Source organism: Nocardia sp. KT25-26 (assembly GCF_056627695.1).
The window spans coordinates 4,379,123-4,404,753 of the sequence record NZ_CM152813.1; the positions used below are offsets into that span (position 1 = coordinate 4,379,123).

24 protein-coding genes are annotated in these 25,631 nt (G+C 69.3%); 8 read left to right on the top strand and 16 right to left on the bottom strand.

What is annotated here, in order from left to right:
- Positions 1-158: 158 nt before the first annotated feature.
- Positions 159-1,559: a glycine--tRNA ligase gene (locus AC1HFH_RS19830; protein WP_480244286.1), complete on the bottom strand. Its 1,401-nt coding sequence runs from the start codon at positions 1,557-1,559 to the stop codon at positions 159-161.
- Between the two features lie 259 nt (positions 1,560-1,818).
- Here AC1HFH_RS19830 and AC1HFH_RS19835 point away from each other — a divergent pair, with 259 nt between their 5' ends.
- Both AC1HFH_RS19835 and AC1HFH_RS19840 read left to right on the top strand, forming a co-directional pair.
- On the top strand, positions 1,819-2,169 hold the full coding sequence (locus tag AC1HFH_RS19835) for an ArsR/SmtB family transcription factor (RefSeq protein ID WP_480244287.1): 351 nt from the start codon (positions 1,819-1,821) through the stop codon (positions 2,167-2,169).
- A gap of 6 nt (positions 2,170-2,175) precedes the next feature.
- Positions 2,176-2,640 (top strand): Fur family transcriptional regulator, encoded by a 465-nt coding sequence (locus AC1HFH_RS19840; protein ID WP_480244288.1) that lies wholly within the window; start codon positions 2,176-2,178, stop codon positions 2,638-2,640.
- A 259-nt stretch (positions 2,641-2,899) separates the two neighbouring features.
- Here the strand turns inward: AC1HFH_RS19840 and AC1HFH_RS19845 are convergent, their stop codons facing one another.
- The gene (locus AC1HFH_RS19845; RefSeq protein ID WP_480244289.1) at positions 2,900-3,880 is read right to left on the bottom strand and encodes a hypothetical protein; all 981 of its coding nucleotides are present in this window, start codon (positions 3,878-3,880) and stop codon (positions 2,900-2,902) included.
- Positions 3,881-3,983: 103 nt separating this feature from the next.
- Here AC1HFH_RS19845 and AC1HFH_RS19850 point away from each other — a divergent pair, with 103 nt between their 5' ends.
- Positions 3,984-4,601 carry a TetR/AcrR family transcriptional regulator gene (locus tag AC1HFH_RS19850; RefSeq protein ID WP_480244290.1) on the top strand — a complete coding sequence of 206 codons (618 nt, stop codon included), beginning with the start codon at positions 3,984-3,986 and terminating at the stop codon, positions 4,599-4,601.
- Positions 4,602-4,606: 5 nt separating this feature from the next.
- Here the strand turns inward: AC1HFH_RS19850 and AC1HFH_RS19855 are convergent, their stop codons facing one another.
- From AC1HFH_RS19855 to recO, 3 genes are all read right to left on the bottom strand, one after another.
- Complete coding sequence (locus AC1HFH_RS19855) at positions 4,607-5,050, bottom strand: hypothetical protein (RefSeq protein ID WP_480244291.1); 444 nt, start codon at positions 5,048-5,050, stop codon at positions 4,607-4,609.
- Positions 5,047-5,850: an isoprenyl transferase gene (locus tag AC1HFH_RS19860; RefSeq protein WP_480244292.1), complete on the bottom strand. Its 804-nt coding sequence runs from the start codon at positions 5,848-5,850 to the stop codon at positions 5,047-5,049. The genes AC1HFH_RS19855 and AC1HFH_RS19860 overlap by 4 nt, the downstream gene beginning before the upstream one ends.
- A gap of 123 nt (positions 5,851-5,973) precedes the next feature.
- Positions 5,974-6,744, bottom strand: coding sequence for a DNA repair protein RecO (recO, locus tag AC1HFH_RS19865; RefSeq protein WP_480244293.1), 771 nt, complete (start codon positions 6,742-6,744; stop codon positions 5,974-5,976).
- Between the two features lie 198 nt (positions 6,745-6,942).
- Here recO and AC1HFH_RS19870 point away from each other — a divergent pair, with 198 nt between their 5' ends.
- Entirely contained in the window at positions 6,943-8,388 is a 1,446-nt protein-coding gene (locus tag AC1HFH_RS19870) for an amidase (protein ID WP_480244294.1), read from the top strand.
- Between the two features lie 6 nt (positions 8,389-8,394).
- On the opposite strand, the gene AC1HFH_RS19875 is transcribed toward AC1HFH_RS19870, so the two are convergent.
- The 7 genes from AC1HFH_RS19875 to AC1HFH_RS19905 form a co-directional block, all read right to left on the bottom strand.
- On the bottom strand, positions 8,395-11,244 hold the full coding sequence (locus tag AC1HFH_RS19875; protein ID WP_480244295.1) for an ABC transporter substrate-binding protein: 2,850 nt from the start codon (positions 11,242-11,244) through the stop codon (positions 8,395-8,397).
- A gap of 123 nt (positions 11,245-11,367) precedes the next feature.
- Positions 11,368-12,324: an acyl-ACP desaturase gene (locus AC1HFH_RS19880; protein WP_480244296.1), complete on the bottom strand. Its 957-nt coding sequence runs from the start codon at positions 12,322-12,324 to the stop codon at positions 11,368-11,370.
- Between the two features lie 155 nt (positions 12,325-12,479).
- Positions 12,480-13,397 (bottom strand): GTPase Era, encoded by a 918-nt coding sequence (gene era / locus AC1HFH_RS19885; protein WP_480244297.1) that lies wholly within the window; start codon positions 13,395-13,397, stop codon positions 12,480-12,482.
- Positions 13,390-13,740 (bottom strand): cytidine deaminase, encoded by a 351-nt coding sequence (locus AC1HFH_RS19890; RefSeq protein WP_480244298.1) that lies wholly within the window; start codon positions 13,738-13,740, stop codon positions 13,390-13,392. The genes era and AC1HFH_RS19890 overlap by 8 nt, the downstream gene beginning before the upstream one ends.
- Before the next feature lie 42 nt (positions 13,741-13,782).
- A complete protein-coding gene (locus AC1HFH_RS19895; protein WP_480244299.1) occupies positions 13,783-15,111 on the bottom strand; it encodes a hemolysin family protein in 1,329 nt (442 codons plus the stop codon).
- On the bottom strand, positions 15,108-15,662 hold the full coding sequence (ybeY, locus tag AC1HFH_RS19900; RefSeq protein ID WP_480244300.1) for an rRNA maturation RNase YbeY: 555 nt from the start codon (positions 15,660-15,662) through the stop codon (positions 15,108-15,110). The genes AC1HFH_RS19895 and ybeY overlap by 4 nt, the downstream gene beginning before the upstream one ends.
- Positions 15,663-15,725: 63 nt before the next feature.
- A complete protein-coding gene (locus AC1HFH_RS19905; protein ID WP_480247913.1) occupies positions 15,726-16,817 on the bottom strand; it encodes a PhoH family protein in 1,092 nt (363 codons plus the stop codon).
- A gap of 190 nt (positions 16,818-17,007) precedes the next feature.
- On the opposite strand from AC1HFH_RS19905, the gene AC1HFH_RS19910 reads away from it, so the two are divergent.
- The gene (locus tag AC1HFH_RS19910) at positions 17,008-17,229 is read left to right on the top strand and encodes a glycine zipper domain-containing protein (RefSeq protein WP_480244301.1); all 222 of its coding nucleotides are present in this window, start codon (positions 17,008-17,010) and stop codon (positions 17,227-17,229) included.
- Between the two features lie 154 nt (positions 17,230-17,383).
- Here the strand turns inward: AC1HFH_RS19910 and AC1HFH_RS19915 are convergent, their stop codons facing one another.
- From AC1HFH_RS19915 to hrcA, 3 genes are all read right to left on the bottom strand, one after another.
- Complete coding sequence (locus AC1HFH_RS19915; RefSeq protein WP_480244302.1) at positions 17,384-18,124, bottom strand: 16S rRNA (uracil(1498)-N(3))-methyltransferase; 741 nt, start codon at positions 18,122-18,124, stop codon at positions 17,384-17,386.
- A gap of 4 nt (positions 18,125-18,128) precedes the next feature.
- The gene (gene dnaJ / locus AC1HFH_RS19920) at positions 18,129-19,286 is read right to left on the bottom strand and encodes a molecular chaperone DnaJ (RefSeq protein ID WP_480244303.1); all 1,158 of its coding nucleotides are present in this window, start codon (positions 19,284-19,286) and stop codon (positions 18,129-18,131) included.
- 162 nt (positions 19,287-19,448) lie between these two features.
- Positions 19,449-20,483 carry a heat-inducible transcriptional repressor HrcA gene (hrcA, locus tag AC1HFH_RS19925; protein WP_480244304.1) on the bottom strand — a complete coding sequence of 345 codons (1,035 nt, stop codon included), beginning with the start codon at positions 20,481-20,483 and terminating at the stop codon, positions 19,449-19,451.
- A 332-nt stretch (positions 20,484-20,815) separates the two neighbouring features.
- On the opposite strand from hrcA, the gene AC1HFH_RS19930 reads away from it, so the two are divergent.
- Positions 20,816-22,231, top strand: a complete 1,416-nt coding sequence (locus tag AC1HFH_RS19930; protein WP_480244305.1) for a PPE domain-containing protein — start codon at positions 20,816-20,818, stop codon at positions 22,229-22,231.
- A gap of 26 nt (positions 22,232-22,257) precedes the next feature.
- Here AC1HFH_RS19930 and hemW read toward each other — a convergent pair whose 3' ends face one another.
- Positions 22,258-23,481, bottom strand: a complete 1,224-nt coding sequence (gene hemW / locus AC1HFH_RS19935; protein WP_480244306.1) for a radical SAM family heme chaperone HemW — start codon at positions 23,479-23,481, stop codon at positions 22,258-22,260.
- A gap of 202 nt (positions 23,482-23,683) precedes the next feature.
- Here hemW and AC1HFH_RS19940 point away from each other — a divergent pair, with 202 nt between their 5' ends.
- Together AC1HFH_RS19940 and AC1HFH_RS19945 are read left to right on the top strand one after the other, a co-directional pair.
- Positions 23,684-23,776, top strand: coding sequence for an Ms4527A family Cys-rich leader peptide (locus tag AC1HFH_RS19940; RefSeq protein WP_480244307.1), 93 nt, complete (start codon positions 23,684-23,686; stop codon positions 23,774-23,776).
- Between the two features lie 120 nt (positions 23,777-23,896).
- The gene (locus AC1HFH_RS19945; protein ID WP_480244308.1) at positions 23,897-25,630 is read left to right on the top strand and encodes a nitrite/sulfite reductase; all 1,734 of its coding nucleotides are present in this window, start codon (positions 23,897-23,899) and stop codon (positions 25,628-25,630) included.
- The last annotated feature ends 1 nt before the right edge of the window (position 25,631 follow it).

The window sequence follows — 25,631 nt, forward strand, 5'->3', positions numbered from 1 at the left end:
GGATCGAACCCGCGCGAGCGTCTTGCAGGGAGGTACGGGAGTCGTGCGGTCCCCGTTCTATCGATTGTCCCGCTTTTCGGGGTCGAGGAACCGGGATGAGGGACAAAACAGGACCCGCCCCGGTTTTCCGGGGCGGGTCCTGCGGGTGCCGGTCTCGATCAGGCGCCGAGCAACCTGGTGGCCAGGTACTCCTCGACCTTGTCGATGGCAATCCGTTCCTGCGCCATGGTGTCGCGCTCACGCACCGTGACGGCCTGGTCGTCGAGCGTGTCGAAGTCGACGGTGATGCAGAACGGCGTGCCGATCTCGTCCTGGCGGCGGTACCGGCGGCCGATCGCACCGGCATCGTCGAACTCGACGTTCCAATTGCGGCGCAGCTGTGCGGCGAGGTCCTTCGCCTTCGGCGTGAGGTCGGCATTGCGCGACAGCGGCAGTACCGCGGCCTTGACCGGGGAAAGCCGCCGGTCCAGCCGCAGCACCGTACGGGTGTCCACGCCGCCCTTCGCGTTCGGTGCCTCGTCCTCGGCGTACGCATCGACCAGGAACGCCATCAGCGACCGGGTCAGACCGGCGGCCGGCTCGATGACGTAGGGAACGTACTTCTCCCCGGTGGCCTGATCGCGGTAGCTGAGGTCGGCACCGGAATGCTCGGCATGCGTGCTCAGGTCGTAGTCGGTGCGGTTGGCGATGCCCTCCAGCTCACCCCACTCGCCACCGGCGAACCGGAAGCGGTACTCGATATCGGTGGTGCCCGCCGAGTAGTGCGACAGCTTTTCCTTCGGGTGCTCGTAGAGCCGCAGGTTGTCCGGGTCGATACCGAGATCGGTGTACCAGGCCAGCCGGGTATCGATCCAGTACTTGTGCCATTCGGCGTCCTCGCCCGGCTTGACGAAGAATTCCATCTCCATCTGCTCGAACTCGCGGGTCCGGAAGATGAAGTTGCCCGGGGTGATCTCGTTGCGGAAGCTCTTGCCGATCTGGGCGATGCCGAACGGCGGCTTCTTGCGCGCGGTGGTCTCGACGTTCTTGTAGTTGACGAAGATGCCCTGTGCGGTCTCGGGGCGCAGGTAGTGCAGGCCCTCCTCGTCGTCGACCGGGCCGAGGAAGGTCTTGAGCAGGCCGGAGAAGTTACGCGGCTCGGTCCAGTTGCCGGGCTGGCCGGTGTCCGGATCCTTGATGTCGGCCAGGCCGTTGGCCGGCGGGTGGCCGTGCTTGTCCTCGTAGGCTTCGAGCAGATGGTCGGCCCGGTACCGCTTGTGCGTGTACAGCGATTCGACCAGCGGATCGGAGAAGGTCGCGACGTGGCCGGAGGCCTCCCAGACGGCGCGCGGCAGGATCACCGACGAGTCCAGGCCGACGACGTCGTCCCGGCTGGTGACCATGGACCGCCACCACTGGCGCTTGATGTTGTCCTTGAGTTCGACGCCGAGCGGACCGTAGTCCCACGCCGATTTGGTGCCTCCGTAGATCTCACCGCACGGGTACACCAGACCCCGGCGCTTGGCGAGGTTGGCAACGGTGTCCACCTTCGACTTGGGTGCCACGCGAGTTCTCTCCATCCACTTGCGAGTCGGATCGCGCCCGTCCCGGCACACCGACCGGCCGGGACGAGACAACTGAATGCCACCAGACTATCGGCACGCTCCGGAGCGGATGTGCACGGCACGGCCATTGCGCCCACCGGGCTCCGGGGCCGGTGACCGCGGCCCGACAGATCTCCGCGCCGTACGGTGGTGACAGGCCGGTCGCGCGCGCCTGTTTGACATGCGCACCCCTGCATATCAAAATGGTATCGGTTTCCAATAAGGAGTTGGTTCGATGACCACCGACGCGGCGCCCGCGCACGCCCACAATCCGTACCGGTCCCCCGCCGCGGCACCGGTACCCGCTCGCGCCGTACTCGAGGACGCCGGTGAGTTGCTGCGCGCCCTCGCCGCGCCGGTGCGCATTGCCATCGTGCTGCAGCTGCGCGAATCGCCGCGGTGCGTGCACGAGCTGGTCGACGCCCTCGGCGTCACCCAGCCACTGGTCAGCCAGCACCTGCGGATCCTGAAATCGGCCGGGGTCGTACACGGGGAACGGTCCGGCCGCGAAGTCCTGTACGAACTCGTCGACGACCATCTGGCGCATATCGTCGTGGACGCCGTCGCACACGCCGAAGAAGGGTGACATCCGTTGGCAGCGAAGACCTCGTCGGCCGAGACCGCCAAACCGGACCGCAAGCCGGTCGGAATCCGCAGCACCCGGCAGCGGACCGCGATCTCGGCCCTGCTCGACGACATCGAGGAGTTCCGCTCCGCGCAGGAACTGCACGACGAGCTGCGCCGCCGCGGTGAAGGCATCGGCCTGACGACCGTGTACCGCACGCTGCAGTCCCTCGCGGACGCCGGGATGGTGGACGTGCTCCGCACCGACACCGGCGAATCGATGTACCGGCAGTGTTCCACCGGCCACCACCATCATCTGGTGTGCCGGCACTGCGGCCGCACCGTCGAGGTCGAGGGCCCCACGGTGGAGGCGTGGGCCGAGACCATCGCGGGCGAACACGGCTTCTCCGAGGTGAGCCACACCCTGGAGATCTTCGGCAGCTGCCGCGACTGCACCCGCAACCGCGCCGCCGCCGAGCGGTCCCGTAGCTGAACCACGCCGACATTCCGCGGCAGCCCCAGCGGCACTCCGCGGCCGAGCCGGCGGCTCGGCCGCGCTTCATCACCGCACTGCTCGACGACGTGGCGGCGCCACCCGCCTCCCGGACGCAACACAAAGGCCGCGCCCACAGCGCGCCGGTCTGCCGGCCCACGCGACAGAACCGGCCCGCGGGACCGCACCGGCCGGACGGCCACCGACAGTAGTGGTCCGGGATCAGGAATCCTGATCCCGGACCACTCGAACCGAACGGTCAGGCGGCGACAGCCTTCGCCCGGTCCGGCACCGGAGCCGAACCGGCCTCCGCGCCCCGGCCGCGCAGGGCTCCCGCCCCGATGAGCAGCACGGCCGCACCGGCCCAGATCAGCAGCACAGTCAATGGCCCTGCGGCACCGGCACCGTCGAAGAAGGCGACCGAGCGGAGCAGCGATCCGGCCGCACCGGGCGGCAGGAGCTGGCCGAGGGCACCCCAGGGCTGCGGCAGCAGCTCGGGGGCCGAAGTGGCACCGGAGAGCGGGTTGCCGAGCAGCAGCATGGTCAGCGCCGCCAGGCCGATCCCCGGCCGGCCGAGCACGGCGGCCAGGCCGACCACGGCCCCGGCCCCGGCGAACGAGGACAGCGCGACCGCTGCGGCGAGCACCCAGTAGTCACCGGGCAGGAACGACAGCCAGCCGGCGGCGATCGCGACGCTGAGCAGACCACTCGTCACGGCGAAGCTGGTGAGTCCGGCGAGCCGGGCGCCGGCGGCCGGGATCAACAGGGCGATCAGCGCACCGGCTGCGAGGCTCGACATCACCAGCGGCAGCACCATGGTGCCGAAGGCCAGGCCACGGGGGTCGTCCGGATCCCCCGGCACGACATCCTGGACCGGTACGGGCTGCGCACCGGCCAGCTGCTGGGCCAGCCCGGTCAATTGCTGGGCGACGACCGGCGACGCACCCGAGGCCACCAGCACCTGCGGCGCCCCGGTGCCGGTCACGATCGCCCCGTAGACCTCTCGGTCCGTGACCGCAGCCCGGGCCGCGGCCTCGTCGGAGACGATATCGGCCTCGAAGGCACCGGGGCTGCGCTGCGCCAGCTGCTCGGCCACCATCGGAGCCTGCGGACCCGCTACCGCCAGGGGCAGATCCCGGGGCTCGATATTGGCGGTCGGCCAGGCGAACGCGATCAGCATCAGCGCCTGCAGGAGCGCTGCGGCGACACCGAGGGCCAGTGCGCGTTGCGTGATCTTCATGTCCATCTCCCCATCAAAGCGAATGTTCGTTCTTTTTGATGCCTACACCGTCGCACCGGCGCCGGAGCTTGTCAAGAACGAATGTTCGTTTTAGTTTGGAGGCATGCCCCGAGTCAGTGACGAACATCTGGAACGCCGCCGCCAGCAGATCCTGGATGCGGCGCAACGCTGCTTCATCCGCAAGGGGTTCCACGAGACCTCGATGCAGGACGTCTTCGCCGAATCCGGCCTCTCCGCCGGTGCGGTCTACCGATACTTCAAAGGCAAGAACGAGATCGTCGCCGCCTTGGCACACCGCGCGACCAGCGAGGTGCGCATCGGCCTGGCCGAGATGGTGCGGCGCGACGATCCGCCCAGCCCGGCCGAGATCTTCGCCGCCCTGGGCCACGAGATCCGCCGGCAGAGCGGGGCCGACGGCATGATCCCGCTCGCCCCGCACGCCTGGTCGCTGGCCCTGACCAACGAAGAGATGGCGGCCACGCTACGGGAGACCATCGGCGGGATGCGGGACCTGTGGCGCGAATACCTCACCCGGATGGCCGACGCCGGCCAGCTTCCCGCCGGAACCGATATCGATGCGCTCGCCAAGACACTGCTGAGCATGATCCCGGGCTACATCCTGCAGAGTCTGCTGATGCAGGACCTGGAGCCGGACACACTGGCCCGGGCGGTCGCCGTGCTGCTGCCGATGACCGAAACCGCGCCGGAACCGGCCGGATAGCCGAATCAGGGAGCGAGCAGGCCCTGGCGGGCTTCGCCCGTCCCCGACAGGACGAGCAGCAGCATGGTGGTCAGCGCCGCATCGTCGAGCCCGGCCGCCGGGAAGATGTAGCGCAGGACCACATCGGCGAGCTTGCCGCGGGTCATCAGCGCCAGCGAACCGAACTGCAGCGCGTTGTTGCGTTCGGCGACCCGCTTGTGCAGCTGGGGCTTCAACGGCCGATCCCAGGCCAGTACGCAGGTCAGCGACAGGACATCGAGGCCCGGGGCCAAGGTCACCGCCTGCAGCGAACAGAGCGCACCTTCGTAGCCGAAACCGAGCGAGCCGTCCGGGTCCACCCGGACGTCGATCCCGTGATTCGCCAGGCAGGCCCCCGCCCGCGCCTGGAGTTCGATCTCGGCAGTCACCGATGTCTCGGCCATCTCGGCATCGCCCGTTCCGTCGCTCATTTCACGCCGCCGAACCGACGGTCCCGGGAAGCGTACTCGACGCAGGCCCGCCACAGATCCCGCCGGTCGAAGTCCGGGAAAAGGGTGTCCTGGTAGACGAATTCGGCGTACGCCGCCTGCCAGAGGAGGAAGTTGGAGCTGCGGAATTCTCCCGAGGGCCGCAGGAACAGGTCGACGTCGGGCATATCCGGTTCGTCGAGGTACTGCGCCACCGTGGCCTCGCCGACCTTCTCCGGGTCGAGTTCACCGGCCGCCACCCGGCGCGCGATCTCCCGGGCCGCGTCCGCGATCTCGGCCCGGCCGCCGTAGTTGACGCACATGGTCAGCGTCATCACCTCGTTGTCCCGGGTGAGCTCCTCGGCGATCTCGAGCTCCTTGATGACGCTGCGCCACAGCCGCGGACGGCGGCCCGCCCAGCGGACCCGCACGCCCATCTCGTTCATCTCGTCCCGGCGGCGGCGGATCACATCCCGGTTGAACCCCATCAGGAAGCGCACCTCCTCCGGACTGCGCCGCCAGTTCTCGGTGGAGAAGGCGTAGGCCGACAGCCACTTCACGCCCAGCTCGATACAGCCCTCGACGGTGTCCATCAGCACCGCCTCACCGCGCTCGTGCCCGGCCGTACGCGGCAGCCCACGCTCCTGCGCCCACCGACCGTTTCCGTCCATCACCAGCGCGACATGTCCGGGCACCAGCTCGGCGGGCAGCTTCGGCGGCCGGGCGCCCGACGGATGCGGCGACGGCGGCCGCACGGTGCGGGTACCGGTTCGGTTCGCGGTGGGTTCACGGCGCAGAATCACGCCTCCATCCTGCCCGATCGCACTCTTCCGGTTCGTGCGGGCCCGGCGGCGACGCCCGGCGCGCCCGGCCTCCGGCCATCGTCGGGATCGGGGCCGGTTCCGGGCAGCGGCGGATCGCCGAGTTCAGCCCGCCACCGGGTCCGATGCGCGGCCTGCCCCCTGCTGCGAGCGTTCCAGCAGCGGCAGCGTGCGCAGCTGACGTTCCAGATGCCATTGCAGGTGGGCAGCCACCAGGCCGCTCGCCTGCCGGCGGACGGTCACCGGGACGGTCGCGATGTGCTCCCATTCGCCGCGCAACAGGGCGGTCAGCAGATCCAGCACACCGGGCCCCGGAATCGCCGCACCGGGTGGACGGCAGTGCACACACACTGCACCACCGGCAGCGACGTGGAAGGCACGGTGCGGTCCGGGTGTGGCACAGCGGGCACATTCGTCGAGGGCGGGCGCCCACCCGGCGAAGCCCATCGCCCGCAGCAGATAGGCATCCAGGATCAGTTCGTGCGGCCGTTGCTGGGCGGCGACGGCGCGCAGCGCGCTCGCGGTCAGCGCGTGGAGTTTGGGTGCCGGGGCCCGTTCCTCACCGGCCAGGCGCTCCGCGGTTTCCAGGATCGCGCAGGCCGTGGTGTAGCGGCCGTAGTCGTCGACGATATCGGCCGCGAAGGCCTCCACCGTGACAACCTGGGTGATCACGTCGAGGGTCCGGCCCGGATGCAGCTGCACGTCGATATAGGCGAACGGTTCCAGCCGGGCACCGAACTTCGACTTGGTGCGCCGCACTCCCTTCGCCACGGCGCGGACCAGGCCGTGCTGCCGGGTCAGCAGCGTGACGATCCGGTCCGCCTCGCCCAGCTTGTGCTGGCGAACCACCACCGCCTCGTCCCGATACAACCGCACCCGCTCAGTCTTCCACGCCCGGCCGTTACCCGCCCCGCCGACTCGGGCGGGCAGTGCGGATTTCCCGATCCCGCACCGGCCGCGACCCCGCCGCGAGCCATGGTCGGCACCCCTGGACCGATTTTCCGATACCTACATGGACGAGTGACCAGTTTCACGCTACCGTCGAATATCAAGACGAGGAGATGGAGCTCACAGATGACTGCGGCGGAGCGCCCCGACACCGATGACCGGCCGGACCCGGATCGGCTACCCGACCTCGGGCTGACCGGACTCGCAACCGCACTGGCCGCCGGTACGACCGACTCGGCGACTGCGACCGCGGCGGCCCTGGACCGAATCGAGGCGAGCCAGCCCGGTCTGAACGCCTTCCGGGTGGTGCGCCGTGCGGCCGCGCTGCGCGAGGCCGCCGAGGCAGACCGGCGGCTGGCGGCCGGTGAACGCCTGCCGCTGCTGGGGGTGCCGATCGCGGTCAAGGACGATACCGATATCGCCGGAGAGCCCACCGCCTTCGGGTGTGGCGGACCGTTCGAACCGAAGGCCACCGACGCCGAATCGGTGCGCCGGCTGCGCGCCGCCGGCGCGGTGATCGTCGGCAAGACCAACACGTGCGAACTCGGCCAGCTGCCGTTCACCAGCGGCGCCGCCTTCGGCCACACCCGCAACCCGTGGCATCGCGAGCACACCCCCGGCGGCTCCTCGGGCGGGTCCTCGGCTGCCGTCGCCGCCGGTCTGGTGCCCGCGGCACTCGGATCCGACGGCGCCGGTTCGGTGCGTATCCCCGCTGCCTGGACGAACCTGGTCGGCATCAAACCGCAACGCGGGCGCATCTCGACTTGGCCCGCCGCCGAGGCGTTCAACGGCCTGACCGTCAACGGGCCGCTGGCGCGCACCGTCGGCGATGCTGCACTGCTGCTGGACGTCGCGGCGGGACCGCACGACGGCGACCGGCACACCCCGGAACCGATCGGAGCCGTCGCCGCACTGGACCGCGACCCGGGCAGGTTGCGGATCGCGGTCTCGCTGCGCATCCCGTTCACCGCCACCCGCACCGCACTCGACCCCGAGGTCGCGGCCGGAGTGCGCCGGATCGCCGCCGCACTGCGCCGGCTCGGGCACACGGTGACCTTCACCGACCTGCACTACGGGCTGCTGATCGGCGCCTCGTTCCTGCCGCGGTCGATGGCCGGCATCCGGGCCGTCCATCAGCAGATGCCCGGTGCCGTGGTCGATCCCCGCACCACCGCCAACGTCCGGCTCGGCCGGATCCTGGGTGGCCCGGTGCTGGCCGCCGCGCGGGCCGCGGAACCCTTACTGCACAAGCGGATCGGCCGCTTCTTCGACGACTACGACATCGTGCTGGCTCCCACCACGGCAACGCCGCCGCCGCGCGCCGCCGAGATCGACGGGATCGGCGTCGGCGCGACGAATCAGCTGATCACCGAGGCCTGCCCGTACACCTGGCCGTGGAATGTCCTGGGCTGGCCGAGCATCAACGTCCCGGCCGGTTTCACCGATGCCGGACTGCCGATCGGGGCGCAGCTGATGGGGCCACGCGATGCCGAACCGACGCTGCTGCCGATCGTGGCCCAGCTCGAACACGAACTGCGGTGGGACCGGGACCGCCCCCGGCCCTGGTGGTGACCGCCGTCAGTCCGGAACCGCCCACTCCTCCAGATCGCTTTCGGTTCCCGCCGGGCAGCCGGTACCGGTCTCCGGGCGGGGATACATCAGCAGGCACCGCTGCGGGGCGCCCCGGCCGAAGCCCTCGGTGACCGCGACCACGATCGAGGATTCCTCGGCGATCCGCTTGTCGGCGAAGCCGAGCCGACCGGTCACCCCGATGTAGTCCTGCTCGCGCAGCTGTACCGCGATCGCGGTGCGATTGGGCGGCAGGTCGCCGGGCGTACTGCGGGTCACTCGGACCGCCTGCAGGAACATTCCGCTGACATCGAAGGCGAGTCCGGTGCGGTCCCCGGCCCAGGACGGTGCGTAGGAATCCATCCCGGGTTCGGTGCGCAGATCCGCGATCAGATCGGCCAGCTCGGCACACATCTGCTCGTGTTCGAGGGAACCGGGCACCTCACCGACCCGGCCGACCCCTTCGATGCAGTCGGCACCGCCCAGCAGCACCGGGGCACCCATCCCCACATAACGCACCGTCAGATTGCGCGGCAACGCATTGGTCGCCCGGGGTTCGGTCAGCAATGGGGTGACCGAATCGTTCGCGAGGATCGCCGGGACCTCACCGCTGGCGCATCCGCGGCTGACGGCCCGCGCGAAGGTCAGGAAGTCGTCGTCGCGGCCGGCGAAGAACAGCAGCGTCGCCGGATCGAACTCCTCGTCGCCGCAGCGGGCCGGAATCCGGTTCAGCTCCTGCTGCACTCGCCAGGTCCGCTCGCTCGATTCGATCCCTCTTTCGTCGAACTCCGAACGCAGATCCGCCACCAGTGTCCGGACGTACAGATCGTCCTCGTCGTCCGGGTGATACAACACCACCCGTTCATATCGCCGCGTACCGGCCTGCTCTGCACCGGCCGGATATCGGGCACCGTGCACATAGTCGGCGATCAGCCGCGCCTGCACCGCATTGCTGGGGACAGCGGAGAAATACAGCGGCGATGCCTCGTCGAACCCGTCCGCCGACAGGGTGGTGGCCACCACGGGCGCGCCGATATGCCCGAGTTCGGTGATCGCGCGGCGGGTTTCGTAGTTGCTCTGTTCCATCCCGACGACACCCAGGATGCTGGGATCGTCGTCGATCAATGTCCGCAGATGCTCGTCGACGACCTGCTCGGCATGCCGCATACCGGTGCCGCCGTTGGCGATCACCACCCGCAGCAACGGTTCGGACACATCCGAGGCCAGCAGCGCTCGCCGCTGCTGTACCGCCAGCCCCGCCAGCTCCTCGAGCTGTTCGTGCGGATAGCGGGCGTTGATGCTCGCGTAGGTCAGCCCCGCGAAATACACCAGCGAGATCAACGGCCGTCCCGGATTGTCCCGCTGCGCACGTTCGGCGGCGGCATTGAGCCGGAACACCTCTCGCTGCATCGCGACCAGGCCGGGGTCGTCGGTGAAGACCTGCGTCACGTTGTCGCTGTAGCCGACACACTCCCCCTCGACCTCGGCGACACCGACCCCGTCGGTCCAGGACCAGTGCGTACACGGCACGCCGCGAAGCGGTGGGATGTAGTAGAGCGCGGCGGCCGCCACCAGCGCGACCGGTAGCAGCACACTGAGTGCCACCACCCAGCCGCGGGCCGCGGGCGGCGGCGCCGGCGGCACGGCCAGGCGGGCCAGATCCGGATCGCGGATCTCCTCGCCGACCCGCTCCGGATCGCCGATATCGATCCGCAGCGGCAGCATCCAGGCGTTCGGCCGCCGGATGGTGCGCAGATTGTCGATCTCCCGCAGCCAGCGCTGCAACGGATCCGGGCGCTCGGTCGAATGCGGCCGGTCGAGCAACGATTCCAGGGTGTCCAATCGCCGCAGATCACCGATAGCCGACAGGTCCCGCGTGCGTGGCCGTTCCGGCTCCTCGGTGACACACGCCAGCACCACCAACGGGTCGAACAGCCCGGTTTCGTTGCGGATCTCGTTGATCCGGTCGAGCAGCCGGGCCGCGTCGCTGTCCGGCGCGACAGGCCCGAGCAGCGCGACCGGGTAGGCGGTGCGGCGCCAGCTCGACGGCCGCCACAACCGCTTGCGGTAGGCGTCCCGCAGATCGGCCAGGAACGCATTCACCAGCAGCTTGGCGACCTGCTCCTCGTTCTCCTCACCACGCCGCGAAGCGGTCAGCCGGCCCGCGAAACCCAGGAAACTGTCGGAGTACTGGGGAGCCAGATACTGCTGGTGCAGGAACCACCGGGTGACCTTGGACATCCCGGGGATCCGGCCACTGACCCACAACCACAGCCGCAGCACCGGCCACAGCGCCAGCACACCGAACACTGCCCGGGAGAGCAGGTCCCCGCTGACCCCCTCTGCCGCATCGGAACTCGAAGTCGTGGCGGGGCTGCCGCTGCGCAGCAGGCGCGGCAGGCGGGCACGCAGCTCCACCGCCGCCTCGGTCGCGTCGCTGGTGACCCGCTGCCGAGTCAACCAGTCGGCGGTCCGATAGCGCGGAAACTTGATCGGTCCCATCGCCGTATCGTCGGTGGCCAACGCCTCCACCAGGCGCTGAACGATCGGGAGGCAGTGCCCGGGCACCTCCTCCCCGGTCTCGTCCGGAGCCGGGGTCAGCGCATCCGGCGCCAGATCTGCTGCCGAAAGATCCACCCGAGCACGCGGCGTGGCCCGGCGACCGCCCGATTCACCGAGCCACCGATAGATCTCCGAAAGCAGCTCGGCACTGTCGGGCACCCCCACCAGCTGCACGATCGGCCGCGGCAGCGGCCCGCGCCGCCGCACCAGGGTACGGAACACCCGCGGCCGGGAATCGGGCACCTGCAGCGCCCGCAGCACCTCCAGCAGCTTGCCGATATCGCTGTCCTCGGGCACTTTCCCGCCCCTCCCGTACCGAACCGAGCAACCGGCCTCGCCGCAGCAAGGCACCCAGGTTGCGAACAGTACCGTCAGAGACCGACTCCGGCATGCCGATCGGCGCGGGTTTACGCCGATGCCTCAGCCGGCGGCGCGGGCAGCGTCGCGGGCCAGCGCCCGGTCGCGTTGTTCCTCGAACCGGGTGGCCATGTCATCGAGCTTGTCCAGGTGAGCAGCCAGTTCGTCGCGGGCACGTTCACCGGCAGAGCCGAGATCGGTGCGGTCGAAGACGTTCCACGCGCGCAGGACGGGGCGGAGCACCACCTCGAGATGCTGGCGCAGATCGTAGATGCCGTATTTGGCCAGTTGTACGGCGTTGCGGCGGAAGTTCGGCTGGGTCAGGCCCGGCATCTGGAAATCGGTGACCACATCGGTGATCGCGGCCAACATCCGGTCCGGGGCGAGATCCAGGGCCGCGGCACTGATGTTGCGGTAGAAGATCATATGGAGGTTCTCGTCGGCGGCGATGCGCTGCAACATCCGTTCGGCGACGGGTTCGCCGCATGCGCCACCGGTATTGCGGTGACTGATCCGGGTGGCCAATTCCTGGAAGGTCACATATGCGATCCCACGCAGCAGCTGGGACTCCGATTCGGTGGCGGATTTCGGACTGGCGATGCCGGTGGTCATATGCGTCATCCGAGCTTGTTCCAGCGCAACTGGGTCGACCGCACGGGTGACGACCAGGTAGTCCCGCATGACGATGGAATGCCGATTCTCCTCGGCCGTCCACCGGCCGACCCACGTGCCCCAGGGGCCGTCGAGACCGAAGGTGTCGGCGAGTTCGCGGTGGTAGGAGGGGAGGTTGTCCTCGGTGAGCAGATTGGTCACCATCGCCGTTTGTGCCAGCGGTGCCAGTGTCGACTGCCCGGGTTCCCAGTCGACGCCCCCCAGGGCAGCGAAGTTACGACCGTCGTCCCACGGCACATAGTCGTGCGGATGCCACTCCTTCGCCTTGTCCAGGTGGTCGTTCAGGCATTTCTCGGCGGTCGGTTCGAGTTCGACCAGCAGGTCCCGATCGGTCGTTGCAGTTGTCACGATGTCTCCCTGGTACCGAAATCATGTGCTGATTCCTCCAAGGCCGACCGTACGAATTTCGGTGGCGACAGCCCGGGATTGCCGGACGAATCTGATCCACCTCATGGAACCTGCGCGGGATACTGGGGCCGATCACACTTGCCCGTAGCGCCGATTCAGAAGCCCAGTTTGCCGAGCTGTTTCGGATCCCGCTGCCAGTCCTTGGCGACCTTCACGTGCAGGTTCAGGTAGATGCGGGTGCCGAGGATGTGCTCGATCTGTTTGCGTGCACTGGTGCCGACCTCCTTGAGCCGGCGCCCGCCCTTACCGATCACGATCGCCTTCTGGCTCGGCCGCTCCACATATATCAGCGCGTGCACATCGAGCATGTCGTCGCGCTCCTCATAGGGCAGGACCTCCTCGATGACCACCGCCAGCGAGTGGGGCAGCTCGTCGCGGACGCCTTCCAGGGCGGCCTCGCGGATGAGCTCGGCCATCAGTGTTTCTTCCGGCTCGTCGGTGAGCTCACCGTCGGGGTAGAACGCGGGCCCCTCCGGCATCTGCTGGGCGATCACGTCGATCAGCACCTCGACCTGCTCGCCCTGCACGGCCGAGACCGGCACCACTTCGGACTCCGGGCCGAGCAGCTGCGATACCGCGAGCAGCTGCTGAGCCACCTGATCGCGGCCCACCTTGTCGATCTTGGTGACCACACCCAGCAGCGTCGTCTTCGGCGCCATCTGCTTGACCTGCTGGACGATCCAGCGGTCGCCCGGGCCGATCTTCTCGTCCGCCGGAATACACACCGCGATCACATCGACCTCGGAATAGGTGTCCCGGACGAGATCGTTGAGCCGCTGCCCGAGCAGGGTCCGCGGACGATGCAGGCCCGGCGTATCCACCAGGATCAGCTGGCAGTCGTCGCGATGCACGATGCCGCGGATGGTGTGCCGGGTGGTCTGCGGCCGCGAGGAGGTGATCGCGATCTTGGCGCCGACCATGGCGTTGGTCAGCGTGGACTTGCCGGTATTCGGCCGGCCGACGAAACAGACGAACCCGGAACGGAATTCCGGCTCGGTGCGGTGCTCAGCCACCGTGCGCTCCACTCGCCACCAGCCGGTCGGTCACCGCGCCGGACCGGTCGGCCAGGATCACCGTGGCGTCGCCGGACACCTCGCGCACCGCGGCGACACCCGCGTCGTCGGCCGTGCCGCCGACGATGACGACCGCTTCGAAGCCCTCGGCGCCGCTGGAGATCGCCGCCGCCACCGCGGCCTGCAGCGCAGTCAGGTGCAGTGCCGCCAGCGACACCGCACCGGCCGCATAGGTACGCCCGTCGGAATCACGCACCGCGGCCCCGCTCGCGCCACCGGTGCGGCCGAGCGCGCCGCGCGCCAGCACCACCAGCTTGTTGTCTTCGGCATCCAGGTCGGTCATCGCGGATCTCCTGTCCTCATCGTCTCTATCGTCGCCGTCATCTCAATCGTCGCCGTCGCCGGTGCCGGACGACCGCGACACGGTGTCGAGTTGCGATTCGCCGTCGGCCGCGACGGGTGGCGGGATGCGGGACACCAGCACGGTGTGCACCCGCATCCGGCCGCGGGCATCGGCGCTGCCCTCGGCGCGCAGATCCAGGCCGTGTACCTGCACCTCGGCCCCGGGCAGCGGCACCCGGCCGAGCTCGTGGGCGAGCAGACCGCCGACGGTATCCACGTCCTCGTCCTCGATCGGGGTGCCGAACAGCTCCCCCAGGTCGGCGACCGACAGCCGGGCCGACACCCGGTACCGGCCGTCGCTCAGTTCCTCCACCGGAGGCGTCTCGTCGGTGTCGTACTCGTCGGCGATCTCACCGACGATCTCCTCCAGCACATCCTCGATGGTCACCAGCCCGGCGATGCCGCCGTATTCGTCGACCAGCAACGCCATATGGTTGCGGCGCCGCTGCATGCCGTCGAGCAGCTCGTCGAGCGGTTTCGAGTCGGGGACGAAGACGGCCGCCCGCATCAGCTCCCGGACGAGCACCGTCCGGCTGCGGTCGGCGTGTGGGACCAGGTCCTTCAGATAGGCGACGCCGAGAATGTCGTCGACGTTCTCGCCGATCACCGGGATCCGGGAATGCCCGCTGCGAACAGCCAGGGAGATCGCCTGCGCAACTGTCTTGTCCGCTTCGATCCAGATCATCTCGGTGCGCGGCACCATCACGGCGCGGGCTGTGGTGTCGCCGAGCTCGAACACCGACTGGATCATCCGGCGTTCGTCGTCGGCCACCACACCGCGCTCTTGCGCCATGTCGACGACCTCACGGAGTTCGATCTCGGAGGCGAACGGGCCGTTGCGGAAGCCCTTACCGGGGGTGAGTGCATTGCCGAGCAGGATCAGCAGCCGGCTGACCGGGCTCAGCACCGCGCCGATGAACTGCAGCGGCAGCGCGGCCGACAGCGCGATCGAATACGCATGCTGCCGTCCCAGGGTGCGCGGGCCCACGCCGATCACCACATACGAGACCACCACCATGATCATCGCGGTCACCGCCAGGGCCGCCGTCTTCGGCCAGAGCTGGATCAGGGCCGCGGCGAGCAGCACCGTCGCACCGATCTCGCACAGGATGCGCAGCAGCACCATCAGGTTCACATAGCGGGGCCGGTCCTCGACGATGCGGCGCAGCCGCGCGGCACCCGGCCGCTCGTCGCGGACCATATCCGCCAGCCGGGCCCGCGACACCGTGTTCAGCGCGGAGTCGACCGCCGCGAAAACACCACCCACCGGGACGAGCAGTACCGCGGGGATGATCAGGCTCAGTGCGGTCACGCCGATCCCAGCGAATCGCCCGGCGCGGTGAACCCGGTGTTGCCGAGCAACCGGACATCCCGTTCGGCCTGCGCAGCCCGCACCTGCGCCTCCCGCAGGCTCTCGTACCACTGCTCCAGCAACTGGGCCTGCAGGGCGAACATCTCCTTCTCTTCCTCGGGCTCGGCGTGGTCGTACCCGAGCAGATGCAGCATGCCGTGCACGGTCAGCAGGGCCAGTTCGTGGTCGAGGGAATGATCGGCCTTCTGCGCCTGTCCGATGGCGAACTCCGGGCACAGCACGATGTCACCGAGCATCGACGGCCCCGGTTCGGGAGCGTCCGGGCGGCCACCGGGCTCCAGCTCGTCCATCGGGAACGACATCACGTCGGTCGGCCCCGGGAGATCCATCCACCGCACATGCAGATCGGCCATGGTGTCGAGATCGACGAGCACCAGTGACAGTTCCGCGGCCGGATGGACGTCCATCCGGGCGATCACGAAACGCGCGACACTGACCAGGTCTTCTTCGGGGATATCCATCCCCGATTCGTTGGCGATCTCGATGCTCACCGGTTCATGCTACGGTCTGGCCCTCCCGGGACCGGGAGTGGCATGGGCACCGCGTGGCGCACGTTACCGCCGATCCGCCCGTCCGGCCGCGCGCCGCTGTGCCCGGTTGCCCGGCAGGTGCGGCCCGACCGCGGGCCGATTCGTGGCTTCGGCCCGGTCGTAGGCGTCGACGATACTCGAGACCAACCGGTGCCGGACGACATCGTTGCTGGTCAGCTCCGCGAAGTGGATATCGTCGATCCCGGACAGGATCTCCGACGCCACCCGCAGCCCGGACCTGGCGCCGGTCGGCAGATCCACCTGGGTGACATCGCCGGTCACCACGATCTTCGATCCGAAGCCGAGCCGGGTCAGGAACATCTTCATCTGCTCGGCCGTGGTGTTCTGCGCCTCGTCCAGGATGATGAACGAGTCGTTGATGGTCCGGCCACGCATGTACGCCAGGGGCGCGACCTCGATGACGCCCGCCTGCATGAGCTTCGGGATGGCCTCGGGGTCCATCATGTCGTGCAGGGCGTCGTAGAGAGGACGCAGATAGGGGTCGATCTTCTCGTTCAAGGTGCCGGGCAGGAAGCCGAGCCGCTCCCCCGCCTCGACCGCCGGTCGGGTCAGGATGATCCGGTTCACCTGCTTGGCCTGCAGCGCCTGCACAGCCTTGGCCATCCCCAGGTAGGTCTTGCCGGTACCGGCCGGGCCGATGCCGAACACGATGGTGTTGGCGTCGATGGCGTCGACGTAGCGCTTCTGGTTCAGCGTCTTGGGCCGGATGGTCTTGCCGCGCCGGGACAGGATGTCCAGGCTCAGCACCTCGGCGGGCGATTCGACCGCGCCTTCGGTGAGCATCGACACCGTGTGCCGGACCGATTCCGGGGTGATCGTCTTGTTCCGGCCGGTCAGCGCCACCAGCTGCTCGATGACCCGCTCGGCGAGCGCGACATCGGCCGCCTTACCGGTGATCGTCACCGAGTTACCGCGGACATGCACATCGGCATCCAGCAGATCCTCGAGCTCACGGAGATTCTGATCGGCGGAACCGAGGAACGGGAACACGGACTCCGGGGCGAGTTCGATGCTCGATCGCACGGTGCGCGCTGCGGGGCCTGCGCCGTTACCGCCTGCGCCATCGCCTGTTGCGGGGGTGGTTGGGTCGCCGATCTCGCCTGAAGTTCTCAAAAGAGGCTATGGCCTGCTTTCCGTGCTCGACTACTGGGCCGGGTTCCCGGCCCGCACGGGCCGTTCGCCTGTGCACAAAGTCTATCGCGGACCACCGACACTGCCCACCGGATAAACCGGCCGCAGAGTTTGCCGACACCACCACACTCGGCGCCACCGGCATAATTGCCCCATGCCTGACAAGTCTGCCGATCAGCAACCGAACCGCAACCAGCTGGCCGTCGGGATCGCCATCGGGATCGCGTTGGGCGCGGCGGTCGGCGTCGCCCTGGGCAATATCGCCCTCGGAACCGGCACCGGGGTGGCGCTCGGGATCGCGCTCGGAGCTGCGCTCAACAGTAGGAATCGGAATGATCCCGGCACGAAGAACGGCGAAGAGGGCGCGGACGCCTGACCGGCGCCCGTCGATCCACCGCCCCGCGGCGGCCGGCGACCGGCGCAACGGCTCCGGTAGCCCGGCGAACACGTCTCGACGCCGATCCGGTCGCGATCCGGTGACCGCTGCCCGACGAACGTGCGTGGGCCGGCGAATGACGGGCCTGCGCTCGTTACCAGCGCGGTGTCAGTGCGCCCAGCGCACCCAAGGCCACGGCCGCGGCGGTAGAGGTACGCAGGACGGTCGGGCCGAGGACCACCGGACGCGCGCCGGCCGCGGCGAATGCGTTGATCTCGGCATCGTCGAGCCCACCCTCCGGCCCGACGATCAGCACGACCTCGGTCGCCTCGGTGAACGGCAAGTCGGTGAACGGAACGGCACCGGACTCGTGCAGCGCGGCGACCACTCCACCGCCACCGGCCACCCTACCGACCAGGTCCTGCACTTCCCCTGTCCGGTGCAACTCGGTGACCTCCGGGATGTAGGCGCGGCGGGACTGGCGGGCCGCCGCGCGGGCCGCCGACCGCCACTTCTCCACACCCTTGCCGGCCTTGTTCGACCAGTTCGCCACACACCGAGCCGCCTGCCACGGCACGATCCGGTCGGCGCCGGCCTCGGTCATCGACTCCACGGCCAGCTCCGAACGATCCGACTTCGGCAATGCTTGGACGACCGTCACCGGCGGCGACACCGGGGTGGCGACCCGGCGATCCAGAACCCGCAGCTCCAGCCGGTCCTTCCCGGTCGCGATCACTTCGGAGGCCGCGAGCACACCGGATCCGTCGGACAGCGTGACCGGCTCGCCCACCCGGATCCGCCGGACCGTGGCGGCGTGGCGGCCCTCCGGGCCGTCCAGCACCGCCACCGCACCGGGTTCCGGGACCTCGCCGAGGTAGAAAACCGTCGCGGCCAAGGAATCAGCGCCCGCTGAACGAGGCGCGCAGCCGCGCGAAGAGTCCGCTGTTGCTCTCCGACTGAGCCGAGACCACCTCGGCCCGGTCCTTGTCCCGCATGCCCTTGAACTTGCGCAGCAGATCGGACTGCTTGCCGTCCAGTTTGGTCGGCACCACGATGTCCAGGTGGGCGAGCAGATCGCCGCGGGCGCCGGAACGCAGACGCGGCATGCCGTGCCCGCGCAGCACGGTCACCTCGCCGGGCTGGGTGCCCGCTGCCACGGTGAGCTCGACCGGGCCGTCCAGGATGGTGTCGACGACCACCGTGGTGCCGAGCACCGCGTCGACCATCGGAACCCGCACCGTGCAATGCAGGTCGTCGCCATCGCGTACGAAGGTGTCGTGCGGCTGCTCGACGACCTCGACGTACAGGTCACCGGCATGCCCACCGCCGGGACCGACCTCGCCCTGTGCGGCCAGCCGCACCCGCATGCCGTTGGCGACACCGGCCGGAATCGGCGCAGCGATCTCGCGCCGGGCGCGGACCCGCCCGTCGCCGCCACACTTGTGGCAGGGATCCGGGATGGTTTCGCCTGCGCCGCGGCAGGTCGGGCAGGGACGCGAGGTCAGCACCTGCCCCAGGAAGGAGCGCTGCACGGACTGCACTTCACCCGCACCGTCACAGGTCTCGCATCGGACCGGCTTGGAGTTGCCGTTGGCGCCGGAGCCGTGACAGGTGTCACACAGGATCGCGGTGTCCACGGTGAGGTGCTTGGTGACGCCCACGGCACACTCGGCCAGGCTCAGCCGGGTCCGGACGAGCGAGTCGGCTCCGGGCTGCACCCGGCCCCGGGGCTTGCGAGCGCCGCCGCCGGCACCGCTCATCCCGCCGAAGAACGCCTCGAAGACATCGCCGAGACCACCGAAACCTGCGCCGTTGAAGCCGGCACCACCACCCCCGGCGGTCTCGAGCGGGTCGCCACCCATATCGACGATGCGCCGCTTCTCCGGGTCGGTCAGCACCTCGTAGGCCGTCGAGACCTCTTTGAACTTGGCCTGGGCCGCTTCGTCGGGGTTGACGTCCGGGTGGAGCTCCCGAGCCAGCTTGCGATATGCGCGCTTGAGCTCCTGGTCGGTCGCGTTCTTCCCGACGCCGAGCAGTCCGTAATAATCCCGTGCCACGTGAGTCTCTTGTCCTTGGTCGTTGCTGTCTTCTGCGCTTCGCGGCGGCCTGCGCCGAACCGGCGGCGCAAGGGCCGCGCGTCGCCGACCTCAGTCGGATGCACTCAACTTTACCGGTCGAAAGCCCGACTGTAGCAGTGCCCTTGCCGATCCCTGTCCGGGTCAGCGTTCGGCCAGGACCTCACCGATGTACCGGGCCACGGTAGCGACCGAGGCGATCGTGCCCGGATAGTCCATCCGGGTCGGTCCCAGCACCCCCATGCCACCGAGGACCGCACCGGCCGCTCCGTAGCCGGTGGACACGACCGATGTGCCGCGCATCTGTTCGACCTGGGTCTCCTCCCCGATCTGGACGGTGACCCGGCCCGGCTGCTGCGCCGCGGCCAGTAGTTTGAGCACCACGACCTGCTCTTCCAACGCTTCCAGAACGGTGCGCAGCGAACCCGGGAAGCCGAAATCGCCCGCGTTGCGGGTGAGGTTGGCGGTACCACCGAGCACCAGCCGTTCCTCCGGGTGTTCGACCAGCGTCTCCACCAGCACCGTCGCCACCCGGACCAGGATGTCGCGGAGCCGTTCCGGTGCACCTTCGGGAAGGCCGGCTACCGCGGCGGAGGCCTCCGAGAGGAGTTTGCCGTCCATCGCCCCGCCCAGCATGCCGCGTAGCGCGGCCAGGTCGTCGTCCTCGACCACCTGGCCGAGGTCGACGATGCGCTGATCGACGCGGCCCGTGTCGGTGATCACGACCAGCAGCAACCGGGCCGGATTCAACGCGACCACCTCGAGATGCCGGACGGTGGATGCGGACACCGTCGGGTACTGCACCACCGCGACCTGCCTGGTCAGCTGGGCCAGTAGCCGGACACCGCGCCGCAGTACGTCGTCGAGGTCGACACCGGACTCCAGGAAGTCCAGGATCGCTCGGCGCTCGGCCGTCGACAGCGGTTTGACCTCGGAGATCCGGTCGACGAATTCGCGGTAGCCCTTGTCCGTCGGCACCCGTCCGGAGCTGGTGTGCGGCTGGGTGATGTAGCCCTCGGCCTCCAGGACCGCCATATCGTTGCGCACGGTCGCGCTCGAAACGCCCAGGTGGTGCCGTTCGACCAGCGCCTTCGACCCGATCGGTTCCTTGGTGGCCACGTAGTCCGCGACGATGGCACGCAGGACCTCGAAGCGCCGATCTTCGGTACTCGCCGCCATCGAGCCCACCTCCTCGCTCGTCCCCGGGACGATCTCCGGCCGCGTCCGGCACACACGTTCGCACACCGCCGCCCGCGGCGTTTGCACTCCAGTCTAGTTGGCAGGCCCGCGGCTCCCGGCCCGGCCGAGCCCAGCACCCGGCCGGGTCGTGGTTTACTCCACAACCGCGAGTTGTCCACAGCCCGCCCGCGAGCTGCTCCGGCAGCCCCGGGGCGCCACGTAGCGTCGATGGCAGCTTCCTCGCATATCCGCCGGTCCGGCCGTTCCAGGCCGGGAATCGCTCCCGAACTCACCTTCATCGCCGCGGCCCTGCCGGGCCGGAACGGAGAGTCATGGTCGAGAACGTGCACCACTGGACACACCCGGAGATCCACGCGGCCTTCGCGGCCACCGATCCCGGCCCGGCATTAGATCTGGCCCGGCTGCTCCGGCAAGCCGCACAAGTCTGGGAGGCCGCCGTGACCGGGTTCGGCCGCAGCCTGTCCCGGTCGATCGCCGAATCGTGGTCGGGCCGCGCAGCCGAGGCGGCGCTCGCCCGGCTCACCGACTACCGGCGGCAGGCAGACGAATTCGCCCCGGCCTTGACCCGGCTGGCCGATTCGGTGGCAGCCGCGGCCGAGGCGACCGTGACGACTCGGGCCGCGATTCCACCACCGGAACCGCCCGCGGTCACCCTCCGGTCACCCGAGTACGCCGACTACGACCGGCGGATATCCGATGCCGAAGAGCAGGCCCGCGCCGATATGCAGCACCGGTATGTGCGGCCGCTGACCGAGCTGTACCGGACGGTGCCCTGGATTCCGATCCCGATACGGGTCGGCCCGCCGACCGGCCCGGCCCCGGACCGCAGCCCCCGGACCGAGTCCGACCACGGTTCCACCCGAACCGCGGGGGCAACCGCCACTGAGATCAGCGGGGCGTTCCCGCGTACGGCATCGCCGGCCACGGTCGACAACCCGCCGTCCGGATCGACCGCCCGCAGCGGATCACCGGACGGCATCGAACCCGCCACCCGCGCACCCCGGCCCGCCGATGTCACCGTCTCCAGCCGCGGCGCCGAGGCCGCGGACGGCCTGCCCGGCTCGGCGACCACGCCGACGGCACGCTCGATGGCCGGACGCGGACCGGACGCTCCGGCAGGAGAATCGGCGCACGCTCGACAAGCCGCCGACAGCACCGCAAGCGCCGGCCAGGCGACCGAAGGTGGCTCACGGCCGGAGCCGTGGCCCGTTTCGATCGAACCCGGACACGGTGATACGGCATCGAACTGCTATGCACCCTTCGATCCAGCTCGGGCGGCCCGGGCGATGGATATCCCAGCGCAGGTCGCACACCGGCCGAACACACGCACCGCACCCCTGGACCACCTGGACGCACCCGGCCGATCCGCCGCCCCATCGGTATCGGGCCCACCGGCATCGGGTGATGCCGAGCCGCGCAGCGATTCCGGCGTCCGCCCGCCGCCCACCGCACCACCCCGGCTGCCGGACCAGGCGCAGCCCGGCGGTGCCGCAGCCGGCGCCCCCGCCGGTCGGAGCACCCCCGGCCAGACCACATATCTCGCGAGTACTTGTGCCGCACCGCATCTCCGGCACCAACCGACCGCCGGGGCACATCGCGGCGCGATTCCGGATTACCTGATCACGCGCGCCAACTCCGACGAACTTCTCGGAAGCCCCCGACCGGGTATCGCCGGCGGCGCCATCGGCGGACCGCATCCGGACGAGACACCGGTGGCCGGCCGATGACCGTACCGGCGGGCCGGGGAACGAGATCACGGCACCAGCAGGTCCCGGACGACGGCGTCGGCCAGCAGCCGACCGCGGTCGGTGAGCACGAGACGGTCACCGGAAGGTGTCGTGGACACCGGGGTGGCGAGACCGTCGGCGACGATCCGGTCGGCGGCGCGGCGGCCCGCCGGATCGAGTTCGCCGAGCGGCAGCCCGGTACGCAAGCGCACGACGAGCATCACCCGCTCGGTGTAGCGTTCCGCGGCCGTGAGCGCCTCCCAGCCGGCAGCGGGCAGGCCGCCTGCGCCGACCCGGTCGGCGTAGCGGGCCGGGTGCTTGACATTCCACCAGCGCACCCCGCCGATATGGCTGTGCGCACCGGGCCCGGCACCCAGCCAGTCACCGCCGTCCCAGTAGCCGAGGTTGTGCCGGCACTGCGCCGCCGGGCCGGCCGCCCAGTTGGACACCTCGTACCAGTCCAGGCCGGCGGCACGCAGCCGGGCGTCGATCCGCTCGTACCGGGCGGCGAGGACGTCGTCGTCGGGCGCGGGCAGCTCGCCGCGCCGCACCTTGCGGGCCATTGCGGTGCCGTCCTCGACGATCAGCGAATACGCCGAGACATGGTCGACACCGGCGTCGAGGACGGCGTCCAGGCTGGCGTCCAGGTCCGCGTCGCGTTCCCCGGGCGTCCCGTAGATCAGGTCGAGATTGACGTGTTCGAAACCGGCGGCCCGGGCCTCCCGGGCAGCGGCGACGGCGCGTCCCGGGGTGTGATTGCGTTCGAGAACTCGGAGCACGTGTGCGGCGGCGGATTGCATGCCCAGCGACACCCTGGTGTATCCGGCGTCGCGCAGCCGGGCGAAGAATTCCGGCGAGGTCGATTCGGGATTGGATTCGGTGGTGATCTCGGCGTCGGCGGCCAGGGTGAAGTTCGCCCGGACGGCGGCGAGCACGTCCGCGAGACCGGCGCCACCCAGCAACGACGGGGTGCCACCGCCCACGAACACGGTCGACACCGGCGGCGTCGCGGTGGGAAGTGCGGCGAATCGGGCCGCCGCGGCCGCCAGCTCACCCTGCAGCGCCGCCGACCAAGACTGCGGCGAGGCCGAGGTGCCGAGCTCCCCGGCGGTATAGGTGTTGAAGTCGCAGTATCCGCACCGGGTGGCACAGAACGGCACGTGGATGTAGATGCCGAACGGCCCGTCGCCGAAATCGCCCAGCACCGGCTGGTCGGCGGCGGGCTCGGCGGAAACGACACGGGAACTCACCACCCCAGTCTGCCTGGCACCGCACCCGCCCGGATCGCCCGGTCCGATGTAGCGCGAATCACAGAATTTCCCCTTGCCGGACAGGCCCGGCTATGACGCCTGTCACAAACGCATCGCACAATCCAGGGAATTTCCCGCATTCTTGCGGAGAATCCCGGATTCGGGCTCGGAACACCCCCGTTGACATGGCACAATGGTCGTCATGCGCACTTCCGGAGTACGACTCGTGGCCCGTCGCCACGTCGACTTCAAGCGCGTCTGCAGCGCCTGCTGTCTGTCCGGAATGCACCGGTAGGCCTGCCGGCTCCCCTGAGCGGCCCGGCCGCCGATCGACTTCCCTGTCGCTGACAACCCAGACACGAGCCAGCCCCTCGTGCCCGCAGCACGGACGTACTACCCCCGCAGGAGCGCCCCCATGACGTCGAGCACCGACGCCGGTTCGGCCACGCAGCCGACCTCCGAGACCCGGCCCCGCCCACGGGCCCGTACCGGTAAGCCGGTACGCCGCCGGTCCGAGGGCCAGTGGGCCCTCGGCTACCGGGAGCCACTCAATCCGAACGAGCAGAGCAAGAAGGACGACAACCCGCTCAACGTCCGGTCCCGGATCGAGAACATCTATGCCCACCAGGGCTTCGACAGCATCGACAAGAGCGATCTGCGTGGCCGCTTCCGCTGGTGGGGCCTCTACACCCAGCGCGAACAGGGCTACGACGGCACCTGGACCGGCGACGAGAACATCGACATCCTCGAAGCGAAGTACTTCATGATGCGGGTGCGTTGCGATGCCGGTGCGCTGAACGCCGCCCAGCTGCGCACCATCGGCGAGTTGTCCACCGAGTTCGCCCGCGATACCGCCGACCTGTCCGACCGCGAGAACGTCCAGTACCACTGGATCGAGGTCGAGAACGTCCCGGAGATCTGGCGGCGCCTGGAAGCGGTCGGACTGCACACCACCGAAGCCTGCGGCGACTGCCCCCGCGTCGTGCTGGGCTCGCCGCTGGCGGGTGAGTCCTTCGACGAGGTCATCGATCCCACCTGGGCGATCGACGAGATCGTGCGGCGCTACATCGGGAAGAAGGAGTACTCGAACCTTCCCCGCAAGTTCAAGACCGCGATCTCGGGCCAGCAGGACGTGGTGCACGAGATCAACGATGTCGCGTTCGTCGGCGTCGAACACCCCGAGCACGGACCGGGGCTGGACCTGTGGGTCGGTGGCGGCCTGTCCACCAACCCGATGCTCGCCAAGCGGGTGGGAGCCTGGGTTCCGCTCGCCGAGGTCCCGGAAGTGTGGGAGGCGGTCGTCGCGCTGTTCCGCGACTACGGCTATCGCCGCCTGCGCACCAAAGCCCGGCTGAAGTTCCTGATCAAGGACTGGGGCATCGAGAAGTTCCGCCAGGTACTCGAGGACGAGTACCTGAAGCGCAAGCTGATCGACGGTCCGGCGCCGGAGCAGCCGGCGAAGCCGATCGACCATGTGGGCGTGCAGAAGCTGCGCAACGGGCTCAATGCGGTCGGGTTCTCGCCCATCGCCGGGCGGGTCAGCGGCACCGTCCTGGCGAAGGTCGCCGATGCGGCCGAGCGCATCGGTTCGGACCGGGTCCGGTTCACCCCGTACCAGAAGCTGATCGTGCTCGATGTGCCCGACGACAAGGTCGAGGAGTTGATCGCCGAACTGGAACCGCTGGGCCTGCACGCCCGGCCGTCCATCTGGCGTAAGAATCTGCTCGCCTGCAGTGGCATCGAGTTCTGCAAGCTCTCCTTCGTGGAGACCCGCAAACGCTCCCAGGTTCTCGCCCCGGAGCTGGAACAGCGCCTGGCCGACATCAACGCCGAGCTGGACGTGCCGATCACCATCAACATCAACGGTTGCCCGAACTCCTGCGGTCGTTCGCAGATCGCCGATATCGGTTTCAAAGGTCAGCTGGTCGACGACGGCGACGGGAATCAAGTCGAGGGCTACCAGGTTCATCTGGGTGGCAGCCTCGGCCTGGACAGCGGGTTCGGCCGAAAGCTGCGTCAGCACAAGGTCACCAGCGCCGAACTCGGCGACTACATCGAGCGCGTGGTGCGCAACTTCGTCAAGAACCGGGACGGCGATGAGCGGTTCGCCCAGTGGGCGGTCCGTGCCGACGAGGCCGACCTGCGATAGC

What these genes read in the sequence shown, in the direction of transcription:
- AC1HFH_RS19830 (WP_480244286.1), bottom strand. Translation starts at nt 1,559, where the DNA reads ATGGAGAGAACTCGCGTGGCACCCAAGTCGAAGGTGGACACCGTTGCC.
- AC1HFH_RS19835 (WP_480244287.1), top strand. Translation starts at nt 1,819, where the DNA reads ATGACCACCGACGCGGCGCCCGCGCACGCCCACAATCCGTACCGGTCC.
- AC1HFH_RS19845 (WP_480244289.1), bottom strand. Translation starts at nt 3,880, where the DNA reads ATGAAGATCACGCAACGCGCACTGGCCCTCGGTGTCGCCGCAGCGCTC.
- AC1HFH_RS19850 (WP_480244290.1), top strand. Translation starts at nt 3,984, where the DNA reads ATGCCCCGAGTCAGTGACGAACATCTGGAACGCCGCCGCCAGCAGATC.
- AC1HFH_RS19855 (WP_480244291.1), bottom strand. Translation starts at nt 5,050, where the DNA reads ATGAGCGACGGAACGGGCGATGCCGAGATGGCCGAGACATCGGTGACT.
- AC1HFH_RS19870 (WP_480244294.1), top strand. Translation starts at nt 6,943, where the DNA reads ATGACTGCGGCGGAGCGCCCCGACACCGATGACCGGCCGGACCCGGAT.
- AC1HFH_RS19890 (WP_480244298.1), bottom strand. Translation starts at nt 13,740, where the DNA reads ATGACCGACCTGGATGCCGAAGACAACAAGCTGGTGGTGCTGGCGCGC.
- AC1HFH_RS19910 (WP_480244301.1), top strand. Translation starts at nt 17,008, where the DNA reads ATGCCTGACAAGTCTGCCGATCAGCAACCGAACCGCAACCAGCTGGCC.
- hrcA (WP_480244304.1), bottom strand. Translation starts at nt 20,483, where the DNA reads ATGGCGGCGAGTACCGAAGATCGGCGCTTCGAGGTCCTGCGTGCCATC.
- AC1HFH_RS19930 (WP_480244305.1), top strand. Translation starts at nt 20,816, where the DNA reads ATGGTCGAGAACGTGCACCACTGGACACACCCGGAGATCCACGCGGCC.
- AC1HFH_RS19940 (WP_480244307.1), top strand. Translation starts at nt 23,684, where the DNA reads ATGCGCACTTCCGGAGTACGACTCGTGGCCCGTCGCCACGTCGACTTC.
- AC1HFH_RS19945 (WP_480244308.1), top strand. Translation starts at nt 23,897, where the DNA reads ATGACGTCGAGCACCGACGCCGGTTCGGCCACGCAGCCGACCTCCGAG.